The sequence below is a fragment of the Aeromicrobium halocynthiae genome, from assembly GCF_039531385.1.
Lineage (GTDB): Bacteria > Actinomycetota > Actinomycetes > Propionibacteriales > Nocardioidaceae > Aeromicrobium > Aeromicrobium halocynthiae.
This window is the reverse complement of record NZ_BAAAPY010000001.1, coordinates 701,994-714,114: the sequence shown is the minus strand read 5'-3', so window position 1 is coordinate 714,114 and position 12,121 is coordinate 701,994. Positions and strand designations below refer to the sequence as shown.

Here is a 12,121-nt window from a genome sequence, read left to right as displayed (position 1 = left end):
TGCCGATGCGAGGGGGCCCTGCCGCCCGTTGCCTCGAGGGGACCCATGAGCGACGAGCCCGACCCGCTGCACACGACGACGACCCGCGCGGACCTGCTGGCCGCGTGGCGAGCACGGGAGGTCGCCCTGCGCGCGCGCCTGCTGGCACCGGGGGCGGTCCTCGCCGTGCGGCGGCTGCCACTGCTGATGGCCGTCGTGAGCCTGCTCGCCGTCGTCCCGGCGGAACCGATGGCGGTCGCCATCGCCCTCGAGATCCTCACGTGGTGGGCGACGGCCCGATTCCTGCCGGGTGGGCGGATCGTGCGACACCTCGCAGGGGCGGCGGCAGCGCTCGTCGCGGCCGTCGGCTACCTCCTCCTCCCCGGTGCCGACACGTCCGCGGTGGCCGAACCCGTGGCCGCGGCGCTCGGTGTCCTCACCGTCGGTCTGTGCCTGTCCTCGATGATCCGCGACGTGCGTGAGCAGGTGGCTGTCCGGCGTGAGCTGGAGGACGGGCTGCAGCAGCTGCGCCGTCCGGCGGCCAGAGATCTCCCACCCGGCGGGGTCGGCCGGCACGACGGCGAGGTGCACGACCTGCGTGACGACCCCGACGGCCTGCTCGCCGCCGACGGTCCACTCGCACGGGCCCACGCGCGCATCGCTCCTCCCGCCGCGGCGGTCGTGGCGCTCCTCGGCGTCCTGGCCGGCACGGCGACGATGCTCATGGGCTCGTTGCCGTTCGTCGCGGGGCCGGCGAACCTGGTCGCGGCAGCCGTCGCTGCCGGTGCCGTCGCACTCGGTCTGGTGGTCCTCCTGTGGGCCGCCCTCTTCTCCTCGCTGGTCCTGCCGTGGTCCATGAACCGGGAGCTCGGGCGGTCCCGCGTGGAGGCCGAGGTGCATCTCGCGCGGGTCGCCGTCGCGCGTGGCCAGGAACGTCCCGCGGTGCGTCACGGTCCCGCGCCTCGAGTCGCCGTGGTCGCGATGCTGCTCGTGGGGACCGGCCTGCTCGTGGCGCGGCTGGTGCTGGACCCCACGGTCGGGATCGTCGTCGGTGCGGTCGGTCTCGCCGTGGTCGTCGCCGCAGTCGTCACCGTCGTGGCGGTGCGTGCGCGCGCCACGCGGACGATGCCGCTGCACGGTCGTTGTGACGACGTCCGCGGTCTGCCGTCGACGCGCGTCGAGCTGGTCCTCGACGACGCCGTCCTGACCGTGCGCCCGACGGCCGGGACCGTGCTCCGTGGAGCATCGATCGCGCTCAGGTGGTGGCGGTGACCCCGGTTTGGCCGGGCGTGCTCGACTCTCGAGGAATCGGCATCGCGACCGCCGGCGGCGACGTGCTGGTCGTCGTCGGGGGCGGCGTCCGCCGACATCGGGCGGTGCTGGCCCTCGATCGGGACCTCCGGTCGCGGCTCAGCGAGGTGAGCCCGGCTCCCGAGGTGCCCACGGGTCCGTGGACCGCGCCTCCAGCCCGCCGTTCCTGAGCAGGGCCTCCGCGAGACGTGCCGAGCCGCCGACGGTGAGCTCGTCGGCGTCGACGTCGGAGGCGATGCACCAGGCCCGATCAGCGGGCCAGGTGAACGACGCCTGGGGCAGGTCGGACGGCCACCCCGGTCGCGGCGGACGCGCGGGCCAGGCGCCGACGTCGTGCGTGGCACCGACGAACAGCAGGTAGGACCGCACGCCGCAGAGGTCGACGCGCGGCCCGGCGAGGACGTCCGGACCGAAGGCCGGCACGGCCTCGACCGGGCGGGGCGCCGAGAACATCCGTCCGAACAGCCGATCGGAGTCCATCGCGGTGTAGGTGCGGCCGCCGTCGATCTCGCCCCAGCCGTCCCACAGCGCGAACCAGGCGCGTTCCGGCGTCGTGGTGTGCTCGGCCGCGAGACGCGTCACCTCGGCCACCAGCTCCGGATCGGGTCGGTAGTGGTCCGTGTCGTCACCGTCGAACCGGACCGTGACGTAGGCCTCGAAGCCGGGCGGCCCGTGCGCGGCGAGGACGTCCCAGGGGGCGTCGGCGGCGACGATCCAGTCGGCGACCGACACCTCGGGCTCGTGGCGCAGGCTCATGGTCGGGTCGTGTACCTCTTCGCTCGGTCTCGGCGAGTGGCGCAGTCACGGACTCGAGTGGCGCAGAGGCGCCCCCGAGTGGCGCACCGTGGGGCGACACGCCGTCTCGGAATCCCCGGATCGCGCCACTCGCGGGACCCGGGGCCGGGCGTCACGCCCAGGCGGAACGCCGCCAGGCGTCGGGGCCGACCCGGTGGGGGGTGCGGTGCGCGCGGACCGGGTGCCCCCACTCGCTGCGCGGACGAGGACGCGCCGCCGCCGCGGCCGCGTGGGCGGCCGCGGCATTGCGGGCGGCCACGACGGCCACGAGCGCCGCGAGCTCCTCCGGCGTCGGGTCGCCCTTGACCACGCGCAGGACCGGCTGAGCCGACGTCGCGGCGTCCTGGTCGTCGCCGCTCACAGCGGGATGTTCCCGTGCTTCTTGGGCGGCAGCGTCTCGCGCTTGGTGCGCAGCAGGCGCAGGGCCTTGACGACCTCCGCACGCGTCTGCTGCGGCTCGATGACCGCGTCGATGTAGCCCCGCTCCGCTGCGATGTACGGGTTGCAGAGGGTGTCCTCGTACTCCGTCATCAGCTCGGCGCGACGCGCCTCCGGGTCGTCGGCCCCGGCGATCTCGCGGCGGTACAGGATGTTGACGGCGCCGGAGGCACCGACCACCGCGATCTGTGCGGACGGCCAGGCGATGTTGATGTCCGCACCGAGGTGCTTGGACCCCATCACGTCGTAGGCGCCGCCGTAGGCCTTGCGCGTGATGACGGTGACCAGCGGGACGGTGGCCTCGGCGTAGGCGTAGATGAGCTTGGCGCCGCGTCGAATGATGCCGTTCCACTCCTGCTCCGTGCCCGGCAGGAAGCCGGGCACGTCGACGAAGGTCAGCACCGGGATGTTGAAGGCGTCGCACGTGCGCACGAAGCGGGCCGCCTTCTCGGAGGCGTCGATGTCGAGGCAGCCGGCCAGCTGCATGGGCTGGTTGCCCACGACGCCGACGCTGCGGCCCTCGACCCGGCCGAAGCCGATGACGAGGTTCGGGGCGAACAGCGGCTGGACCTCCAGGAAGTCCTCGTCGTCGAGCGTGGCCTCGATGACGGTGCGGATGTCGTACGGCTGGTTCGCGGAGTCGGGGATCAGCGTGTCGAGTGCGCGGTCGGTGTCGGTGGGCTCGAGGTCGTAGTCGGAGGCGTCGTAGGGGTCGGCCTCCTCCATGTTGTTCTGCGGCAGGAAGGACAGCAGCGCCTTGACGTACTCGAGCGCGTCGTCCTCGTCGGTGCCCATGTAGTGCGCGTTGCCACTGCGGGTGTTGTGCGTGCGGGCACCCCCGAGGTCCTCCATCGAGACGTCCTCGCCGGTGACCGTCTTGATGATGTCGGGGCCGGTGATGAACATGTTGGAGGTCTTGTCGACCATCACGACGAAGTCCGTCACGGCGGGGGAGTAGACGTGACCGCCGGCGTTCGTGCCCATGATGAGGCTGATCTGCGGGATCACGCCGGAGGCGTGCACGTTGCGCTGGAAGATCTCGCCGTACAGGCCGAGCGAGACGACCCCCTCCTGGATGCGGGCGCCGGCGCCCTCGTTGATGCCGATGATCGGGCAGCCGGACTTGATCGCCAGGTCCATGACCTTGACGATCTTCTCCCCGTAGACCTCCCCGAGGCTGCCACCGAAGATCGAGAAGTCCTGCGCGAAGACGCAGACCTGGCGGCCGTCGATCGTGCCGTAGCCAGTGATGACGCCGTCGCCGAGCGGACGGTTCTCCTGCAGGCCGAAGGCGGTGGAACGGTGGCGGGCGAGCGCGTCGAGCTCGACGAAGGATCCCTCGTCGAAGAGCTGGTCGATCCGCTCGCGGGCACTCTTGCGGCCCTTGGCGTGCTGCTTCTCTGCCGCGCGCTCGGCCACCTCCACCGTGGCCTCGTCGCGCCGCCGCTGGAAGTCGGCCAGTCGGCCGGCGGTGGTGTGCAGCTCCGGGTGTTCTTCGATCTCTGCTTCGCTCACGGGTGCCCTCGCAGTGTCGTCGGGCGCCGACCGGCTCGTCGGCGCTCGCGCACAGAGTAGCGATGGATCGCGTGCGCCGATGTGTGAGGCTGGTCCCATGGATGGGCCTGGACGCTTCGCCGACCTCGACCGACCGCCGTTGCAGGCCGACGTCCTGACCACTTCCCTGGTGCGAGAGGCGGGCCTGTGGCGGCGCGTGGACGTCGTCGAGAGAACGGCCTCGACCAACACCGATCTCGCCGCGCGCGCCCGCGCCGGCGCGGCTGAGGGGGAGGTCCTCGTCGCCGAGACCCAGACGGCCGGCCGCGGCCGGCTCGACCGATCCTTCACGATGCCCGAGCGGTCCGGTGTCATCGTCTCGGTGCTCCTGCGACCGCCGTCGTCGGTCCCGGCGTCGAGGTGGGTCTGGCTGCCGCTGCTCGCCGGCCTCGCGGTCGAGGCCACCGCCCGCGAGTGCGGCCTCGAGGCCGGCCTCAAGTGGCCGAACGACGTCCTCGTCGACGACCGCAAACTGTGCGGCATCCTCCTCGAGCGCGTCGAGCCCGACGCGGGGTCCGACGTGGGACCCGCCGCGGTGGTCGGCATCGGGCTCAACGTCACGATGACCGAGGCCGAGCTGCCCGTTCCCACCGCGACGTCGATGCGCCTCGCCGGAGCGGACCAGACCGACCGCACGGTCGTCCTGAGGGTCCTGCTCCGCGCGCTGGAGCGGCTCTACCTCGCCTGGGTGCGCTCCGACGGCGACCCGGCGGCCGGCGTGGCCGACTCCTACCGCCGCCGCTGCCTCACCCTCGGCTCGAGCGTCCGGGTCGAGCTGCCCGACGGCACCAGCCTGGAGGGCACCGCGGACGACGTCGACGAGCACGGCCGTCTCGTCGTCGACGGGCGGGCGCTCAGCTCTGGCGACGTGACCCACGTGCGCCGGCTGGCGTGACGTGGCTGGACCGATCGGCTGCCCGACGTCCTCGCGGCGTGACAAGATCGGGACATGGCGCTGTCGTCGAAGTTGTTGATGCCGGGGGAGACGGTCCTCGAGACCACCCGCACCCACGTGAAGGTGCTGCTCGTCCCCCTGCTCGTGCTGCTCGCCTGCAGCTTCGCCGGCGGGTTCCTCGCCGCGCAGGCGGGCGGCTCCGGCGACGGCTGGGTGCGGTGGGGCGTCGTCGCCCTCGCCGTCGGCATCGCGCTGTGGTTCGCGGTGCTGCCGTTCGTCCGGTGGTTCCTGTGGACCTACACGCTGACGAGCAAACGCATCGTCGAGCAGAAGGGCATCCTCACCCGCGAGGGTCGCGTCATCCCCCTCAGCAGGGTCAACGACGTCTCCTTCGAGAAGAACCTCAACGACCGCCTCCTGCGCTGCGGGACGCTCATCGTGCACACCGCGTCGGAGGAGCAGGGGCTGCTGCTGCGCGACATCCCGCGCATCGAGGACTTCCACCGCACCGTCAGCACGCTCGTCTACGAGGCTCACCGCCGCCATGACGAACCGATCTGAGCTGCGCGAGGAGCTCGCACGGCTGCTCCTCGGCGAGGAGCCCACGCTCACCGGACTCGAGGCCACCGAGCGCGGTGGGCTCGGGGTCGAGCAGGGCGAGCGGCTGTGGCGGGCCCTCGGCTTCCCCAACGCCGGCGAGGCCGCCGCCTACGGCGAGCGTGACGTCGAGGCGATCGAGGTCGTCGTCTCGATGATGCGTGACGACCTCGTCGACGAGGCCACGGTCTTCCGGCTGACCCGTGCGCTCGGACAGACGATGGCCAAGCTCGCCGACTGGCAGGTCGCGACGATCGTCGACCAGGTCGAGAACGACGTCGCAGCCGGTCGTGCCGAGAGCCGCCTCGTCGAGTCGGTCGAGATCGCCCAACGGATCGCACCTCGCTTCGAGGCTCTGCTGCTCTACGCCTGGCGGCGCCACCTCGCCGCCGCCGCCGCGCGCCTCGAGGCCCTCGGCGCCGTCGACGCCGAGCTGCTGAGCACCACCATGACCGTCGGGTTCGCCGATCTCTCCCGCTTCACCGCGATGTCCAACGCCCTGGACCAGGCAGCGCTCGGGGCGCTCGTCGAGGACTTCGAGAACCGTGCCACGGACGTCATCGCCTCCCACGGTGGCCGGGTGATCAAGGCCCTCGGCGACGCGGTGCTGTTCGTCAACACCGACCCGGCGGCGGCCGTGCGCACCGCACTGGAGGTCGTGCAGCACATCGGCTCGCGCGAGAACCTGCCCGACGTCCGGGTGGCACTGGCCACGGGCTCGGTCGTCAGCCGCCTGGGCGACGTGTTCGGCCCGCCGGTCAACCTGGCGGCGCGGTTGTCGCACGTCGCACGGAGCAACCGGGTCCTGATCGACGACGTCACGGCCGCCGGCCTCGGCGACGGCGAGTTCGAGATGCGTGCCCTCCCGGCGCGGCCGCTGAGGGGCTTCGGCAACGTCTCGCCCATCACCGTCTCGCGGCGGCGTGGCTTCCGGCCCCGTGTCAGCGCGCGTCCGAGCCTGCCGACCTGAGGCGCCGCCGTCGCGTCCGGGTACCGGCGTCTAGTCTGGACGGGTGCGCGCACCAGACCTGGCCGTGATCGGAGGCGGGCAGCTGGCCCGCATGATGCAGCAGGCCGCCATCGGGCTCGGCGTCCGCATCCGGCTCCTGGCCGAGGGCCCCGACGTCAGTGCCGCGCAGGTCGTGCCGGACCACCGGGTCGGCGACCACACCGTCCTCGCGGACCTGCAGGAGGTCGCCGGGCAGGCGCCGGTCGTCACCTTCGACCACGAGCACGTGCCGCCGGAGCACCTGAGGGCGCTCGCGGCGCAAGGTCACGTGCCCCGACCAGGACCGGACGCACTCCTGTACGCGCAGGACAAGGGCGAGATGCGAGTCCGCCTCAGCGTCCTCGGAGTGCCCTGCCCGCTGTTCGAGCTGCTGTCCGGCGACGTCGAGGAGGCGGTCGACGAGCTGGCCGACTTCGGCTACCCGGCGGTGCTGAAGACGACGCGTGGCGGGTACGACGGCAAGGGCGTCTGGGTCGTGCACGACGAGGCGCAGGCGCGCGAGGTGCTCGCCCTGGGGCAAGAGCTGATCGCCGAGGAGCTGGTCGACTTCCGACGCGAGCTGTCGGCCCAGGTGGCGCGGCGCCCGAGCGGTGAGGTCGAGACCTACCCGGTCGTGGAGTCCCGCCAGGCCGACGGCATCTGCAAGGAGGTCGTCGCACCCGCGCCCGACCTCGATCCGAGTCTTCGCGAGCAGGCCCAGGCGGTCGCACGGCGCGTCGCCGAGGAGCTCGACGTCACCGGCATGCTCGCGGTGGAGCTCTTCGAGACCGCCGACGGGCGGATCCTCGTCAACGAGCTGGCCATGCGTCCGCACAACACCGGCCACTGGAGCATCGACGGTGCCGTGACGAGCCAGTTCGAGAACCACCTGCGCGCCGTCCTCGACCTCCCCCTCGGCCCGTCCACCCCGCTGCGACCGTGGTCGGTCATGGTCAACGTGCTCGGTGGGGCGGTGCAGGACCTCCTCGCACAGCGCGCCGTCGTGCTCGACGAGGTGCCGGAGGCGAAGATCCACCTGTACGGCAAGGACGTGAAGCCCGGGCGCAAGGTCGGCCACGTGACGGTCGTCGGCGACGACCTCGAGGACGTCCTCGCGACCGCGCGCCGCGCCGCCACGCTCCTGCAGGACGGTTCGGCTGTGGGAGCGGTGGATCGCTAGGATCGCGCCATGAGCGCTGCGCCACGGGTCGGGATCGTCATGGGGTCGGACTCCGACTGGCCGGTCATGGAGGCCGCCGCGAGCGCCCTGCACGAGTTCGGCGTCCCCTACGAGGCCGACGTCGTCTCCGCCCATCGGATGCCCGACGAGATGCTCGCCTACGGGCGCGACGCGCACGGGCGCGGGCTCGAGGTCGTCATCGCCGGTGCCGGGGGAGCAGCGCACCTGCCCGGCATGCTCGCCGCGGTCACGCCGCTGCCCGTGATCGGCGTCCCGGTGCCGCTGAAGCACCTCGACGGGATGGACTCGCTGCTGTCGATCGTGCAGATGCCGGCCGGCGTCCCCGTGGCCACCGTCTCGATCGGCGGCGCCCGCAACGCCGGGCTGCTCGCGGTCCGCATCCTCGCCGCCGGCGACCCCGCACTGACCGAGCGGATGACGCAGTTCCAGGAGGATCTCGCCGACTTCGCGCGCGCGAAGGGCGCGGCCCTGCGTGATCGGTGAGGGGCGATCGGTGAGCCCCGCACCTCAGTACAGGTCGGCGCCCTCGTCCCTGCCCGCGTAGTACTCCTCGACCTCGGCCAGCGGTTGGTGAGCGCGCTCGAGGGCATGGGCGATGTGCGCCCGAGACGGCACGGCGTCGGGGTCCCACGTCCGCGGGTCCCACAGCGTCGAGCGCAGGAACGCCTTGGAGCAGTGGAAGAACGTCTGCTCGACCCGGACCTCGCAGATCACCACCGGACGGTGCCCGCGGACCACGAGCCGGTCCGCGTAGGGGGCGTCGTCGAGCAGACGGGCCGTGCCGTTGACGCGCAGCGTGTCACCGCGTCCGGGCACGAGGAACAGCAGTCCGACGTGGGGGTTGTCCAGCAGGTTGACGAAGCCGTCGGCGCGACGGTTGCCGGGACGTTCGGCCAGCGCGATCGTCCGGTCGTCGACGACGTGCACGAGCGAGCCTGCCGGGTCGCCCTTCGGCGACACGTCGCACGTGCCGTCCCTGCCCGAGGTGGCGACGAGGCAGAGGGGCGAGGCCGCGAGCCACGCGACGTGCGCGTCGGACAGCCTGTCCCGGTCCTTGGTGGCCGCGGGGCCCTGCGGGTGGCCGAGCAGCGCTCGGAGGTGTCGGAGGTCGGTGATCTCGGACATCCGCCGAGCATAGGTGGCGGTCAGGGCAGGTGGACGAACGACGACAAGCGCGTGAGGGTGGGTCGCCGCGGTGCGGAGCCGAAGCCGAAGCGAACCGGTGGCGTGACGTCCGCGAGCGGACCGAGGTCGTCACCCTTCCAACCGACCCGCGCCGACCGGACGGCCCAGGCATCGCGCGCGGCGTACCACTCGGTCCGGCCGTGGCCGGCCGACCCGTACGTGCTCACCCCGGGCATGACGCGCCGCGCGACCGGGTCGCACAGCCGTGCCCACGATCGTGACCGCCCGACCGGGCGCGGCACGAGCCGTAGGAGGTGGCCCACGGGGGCACGGCCCCCGGGTTCCCACGCGGCGCGCAGGGGTCCGGCACTGATCGACCACCCGCTGGTGCTCACCGGCACGACGAGGATCTCGTCGAACGTGTACGTCGAGGCGACGAAGTCGGCGACGTCGTCGTCCGGGGCCAGGAGGGTGCGGTGGCCGGTGGCGTCCTCGACCATGGCGTCGGCGAAGTGTCCGAAGGGCGACTCGGGCCAGATGCCGACGACGACCCGCGTCCCCGACGCGGTGCCGAGGCCCACGATGTGTCCGTCGAAGTGGAGCAGCACCCCTCGAGTCTCGACGATGGCGGGGAGGTCGGCACGGCAACGCGTGACCTCCGGGGTAGAATTACTATGACTTCCTACTACTTCGTCTGGAGACCACCGTGTCCGACCTGTTCGCCCTGCCCGAGGAGCACCGCGCGATCCGCGAGGCGGTTCGCGCCGTCGCCGAGGCCAAGGTGGCGCCGCACGCCGCCGACGTCGACGAGCAGGCCCGGTACCCGCACGAGGCCCGAGCGGCGCTCGTCGCGGCCGACTTCCACGCCCCGCACGTGCCCGAGGAGTTCGGTGGGGCAGGAGCGGACGCGCTCGCGACGGTCCTGGTCATCGAGGAGATCGCCCGGGTCTGCGTCTCCAGCTCCCTGATCCCTGCCGTCAACAAGCTCGGGTCGCTCCCGGTCATGCTCGGTGGCAGCGACCAGCTGAAGAAGAACTACCTCTCGCCGCTCGCCAGCGGGGACGGCGACTTCTCCTACTGCCTCTCCGAGCCCGACGCCGGCTCCGACGCCGCCAACCAGCGCACCAGGGCCGTGCGCGACGGTGACGGCTGGCGTCTCGACGGCGTCAAGCGGTGGATCAGCAACGCGGGGGAGTCGCGGTTCTACACCGTGCTCGCACAGGTCGACCCCGAGCGCCGCAGCAAGGGCATCACGGCCTTCGTCGTCGAGGCCGACGACGAGGGCGTCTCCTTCGGTGCGCCGGAGCGCAAGCTCGGCATCAAGGGCTCGCCGACCCGCGAGGTGTACCTCGACGGCGTGTGGATCCCCGAGGACCGCATCATCGGGGACGTGGGCGAGGGGTTCTCCCTGGCGATGCGCACCCTGGACCACACGCGGGTCACGATCGCCGCCCAGGCGGTCGGCGTCGCGCAGGGCGCCCTCGACTACGCGCTGGCGTACGTCCAGGAGCGCCAGCAGTTCGGCAAGCCGGTCGCGGACTTCCAGGGCCTGCAGTTCATGATCGCGGACATGGGCATGAAGATCGAGGCCGCCCGCCAGCTCACCTACGCCGCCGCGGGGCGCTCCGAACGCGGTGACGACGACCTGACGTTCTTCGGAGCCGCCGCCAAGGCCTTCGCCTCCGACACCGCGATGCAGGTGACCGTCGACGCCGTCCAGCTGCTCGGAGGGTACGGGTTCACCCGCGACTACCCGGTGGAGCGGATGATGCGCGATGCCAAGGTCACCCAGATCTACGAGGGCACCAACCAGGTCCAGCGCATCGTGATGGCCCGCCAGCTCCTGGCGGGGATCCAGTCGACCCTGTGAGTCGCGCTCTCCCCGTCCTCAGCCGCGAGGCAGGCCGTCGGGGGTGCAGAGGTCGCCGATGCTGCCGGTGCGGTCGGCGGCGATGAGGTCGAAGACCCGCTGGCTGCGCTCGGGATCCCACCGGACGGAGAAGTCCGCGACGGGCACGGTGCAGCTCAGGCCGCCGCCTCCCATCGCCCCGCGCAGAGCGAGCGCGAACTTCGCCAGCCCGTACGGGCTGGTGTCCTCGCCGACGACCACCGACGAGGCCGCACCGTTGTTGACGCCCCAGTAGCGGACCGGGTTGATGAAGGTCCAGGGCGAGGCGACCTCGCTCGCGATGCCCGACATGACCTCGCGCTGGTTCTGCACCCGCTGGATGTCGCCGTCGCCGAAGGTCTTGCGCGAGCGGGAGTAGCCGAGCGCGGTCTCGCCGTCGGCCTCCTGGCACCCGCCGGCGATGTCCAGCTCCGCGTCGGGGTCCTGGATCGCCTCCGGCGGACAGATCTCGATGCCTCCGACGGCGTCCACGACGTCGACGAGGCCGTTGAAGCCGATCTCGACGTACTCGTCGACGCGGATGCCGGTGTTCAGCTCGATGGTCTGCACGAGCAGCTCGGCTCCGCCGTAGGCGTAGGCGGCGTTGATCTTGGTGGTGCCGTACCCGGGGACGTCGACCATCGAGTCGCGAGGCAGGGAGAGCATGATCGACGGGCCGGCACCGGAGTGCAGCAGCATGATCGTGTCGGTGCGGCCGCGGTCCCCGCCGCTGCGGTCGTCAGAGCGGCTGTCCGAACCCACGAGCAGGAAGGTGGTGCCGCGCTGGTCACCGGGTCGCTCGCCGTCGGGAGTCGCCGGCACCGTCGCCATCGTGGAGTAGGCGTAGAGGGGCGTCGCGACCATGAAGACGAGCCAGGCGGCGACGAGGAGGGCGACGATGCGGCCACGACCGCGTCGGCGGCCACGGCGCGCGCCCCCGTCACCGTCGTCGACGCGTCGTCGCCCGCCCGGGGGCGGAAGGTTCGGCGGTGGGAGGTTCGTGGGCGCGTCGGGGCGTGCCGCGGAAGGCCGTCGAGCCTGCCCGTCGTCGCCGTACAGCCATCCGTAGCGGTCGTCGCCACCCTGGGTCATGGCCCGAACCGTAGCCGACGCGGGTGTCCCGTCCGGACCGAACGAGCGGTCCGTCGGCGTGTCGCGACGCGGGCTCGACCTCCGCTCGAGGGTTGTGTGTGACGATCGTGGGGCTTCGCTTCCCCACCACCTCACGTCCCACCCGAGCGACCGTCGGCCCCCTGCGGCAGGCTCCGGCCGAGTGGGTCGCGAGTCGGTCTCGAGCACGTCGGGGGAGTGGACGGACCCGCCGACCGCCACCGAGACAGTGCGCCGGTG

General features: G+C 72.3%; 13 protein-coding genes. 7 read left to right on the top strand and 6 right to left on the bottom strand.

What is annotated here, in order from left to right; all coding sequences use genetic code 11:
* The first annotated feature begins 45 nt into the window (after nt 1-45).
* On the top strand, nt 46-1,251 hold the full coding sequence (locus ABD213_RS03570; RefSeq protein WP_344324393.1) for a hypothetical protein: 1,206 nt from the start codon (nt 46-48) through the stop codon (nt 1,249-1,251).
* 138 nt (nt 1,252-1,389) lie between these two features.
* Here the strand turns inward: ABD213_RS03570 and ABD213_RS03565 are convergent, their stop codons facing one another.
* The 3 genes from ABD213_RS03565 to ABD213_RS03555 all read right to left on the bottom strand — a co-directional run bounded on the left by ABD213_RS03565 (nt 1,390) and on the right by ABD213_RS03555 (nt 4,038).
* The gene (locus ABD213_RS03565) at nt 1,390-2,046 is read right to left on the bottom strand and encodes a hypothetical protein (protein WP_344324390.1); all 657 of its coding nucleotides are present in this window, start codon (nt 2,044-2,046) and stop codon (nt 1,390-1,392) included.
* 151 nt (nt 2,047-2,197) lie between these two features.
* Nucleotides 2,198-2,446 carry an acyl-CoA carboxylase subunit epsilon gene (locus ABD213_RS03560; protein ID WP_344324387.1) on the bottom strand — a complete coding sequence of 83 codons (249 nt, stop codon included), beginning with the start codon at nt 2,444-2,446 and terminating at the stop codon, nt 2,198-2,200.
* Entirely contained in the window at nt 2,443-4,038 is a 1,596-nt protein-coding gene (locus ABD213_RS03555) for an acyl-CoA carboxylase subunit beta (protein WP_344324384.1), read from the bottom strand. Before ABD213_RS03555 ends, ABD213_RS03560 begins: the two co-directional genes overlap by 4 nt.
* A gap of 97 nt (nt 4,039-4,135) precedes the next feature.
* Between ABD213_RS03555 and ABD213_RS03550 the strand changes: the two genes are divergently transcribed.
* The 5 genes from ABD213_RS03550 to purE are packed head-to-tail and all read left to right on the top strand — an operon-like array spanning nt 4,136 to nt 8,241.
* On the top strand, nt 4,136-4,972 hold the full coding sequence (locus ABD213_RS03550; protein ID WP_344324381.1) for a biotin--[acetyl-CoA-carboxylase] ligase: 837 nt from the start codon (nt 4,136-4,138) through the stop codon (nt 4,970-4,972).
* Between the two features lie 54 nt (nt 4,973-5,026).
* Complete coding sequence (locus tag ABD213_RS03545; protein ID WP_344324378.1) at nt 5,027-5,533, top strand: PH domain-containing protein; 507 nt, start codon at nt 5,027-5,029, stop codon at nt 5,531-5,533.
* A complete protein-coding gene (locus ABD213_RS03540; protein WP_344324375.1) occupies nt 5,517-6,539 on the top strand; it encodes an adenylate/guanylate cyclase domain-containing protein in 1,023 nt (340 codons plus the stop codon). The genes ABD213_RS03545 and ABD213_RS03540 overlap by 17 nt, the downstream gene beginning before the upstream one ends.
* 43 nt (nt 6,540-6,582) lie before the next feature.
* The gene (locus tag ABD213_RS03535) at nt 6,583-7,737 is read left to right on the top strand and encodes a 5-(carboxyamino)imidazole ribonucleotide synthase (RefSeq protein WP_344324373.1); all 1,155 of its coding nucleotides are present in this window, start codon (nt 6,583-6,585) and stop codon (nt 7,735-7,737) included.
* A gap of 9 nt (nt 7,738-7,746) precedes the next feature.
* Nucleotides 7,747-8,241: a 5-(carboxyamino)imidazole ribonucleotide mutase gene (purE, locus tag ABD213_RS03530; protein ID WP_344324370.1), complete on the top strand. Its 495-nt coding sequence runs from the start codon at nt 7,747-7,749 to the stop codon at nt 8,239-8,241.
* A 24-nt stretch (nt 8,242-8,265) separates the two neighbouring features.
* On the opposite strand, the gene ABD213_RS03525 is transcribed toward purE, so the two are convergent.
* Nucleotides 8,266-8,883 carry an MSMEG_1061 family FMN-dependent PPOX-type flavoprotein gene (locus ABD213_RS03525; RefSeq protein WP_344324367.1) on the bottom strand — a complete coding sequence of 206 codons (618 nt, stop codon included), beginning with the start codon at nt 8,881-8,883 and terminating at the stop codon, nt 8,266-8,268.
* Between the two features lie 20 nt (nt 8,884-8,903).
* Nucleotides 8,904-9,491: a hypothetical protein gene (locus ABD213_RS03520; RefSeq protein WP_344324364.1), complete on the bottom strand. Its 588-nt coding sequence runs from the start codon at nt 9,489-9,491 to the stop codon at nt 8,904-8,906.
* A 98-nt stretch (nt 9,492-9,589) separates the two neighbouring features.
* Between ABD213_RS03520 and ABD213_RS03515 the strand changes: the two genes are divergently transcribed.
* Nucleotides 9,590-10,753 carry an acyl-CoA dehydrogenase family protein gene (locus tag ABD213_RS03515; protein ID WP_344324361.1) on the top strand — a complete coding sequence of 388 codons (1,164 nt, stop codon included), beginning with the start codon at nt 9,590-9,592 and terminating at the stop codon, nt 10,751-10,753.
* An 18-nt stretch (nt 10,754-10,771) separates the two neighbouring features.
* On the opposite strand, the gene ABD213_RS03510 is transcribed toward ABD213_RS03515, so the two are convergent.
* The gene (locus ABD213_RS03510; RefSeq protein WP_344324358.1) at nt 10,772-11,863 is read right to left on the bottom strand and encodes an LCP family protein; all 1,092 of its coding nucleotides are present in this window, start codon (nt 11,861-11,863) and stop codon (nt 10,772-10,774) included.
* Nucleotides 11,864-12,121 lie beyond the last annotated feature (258 nt).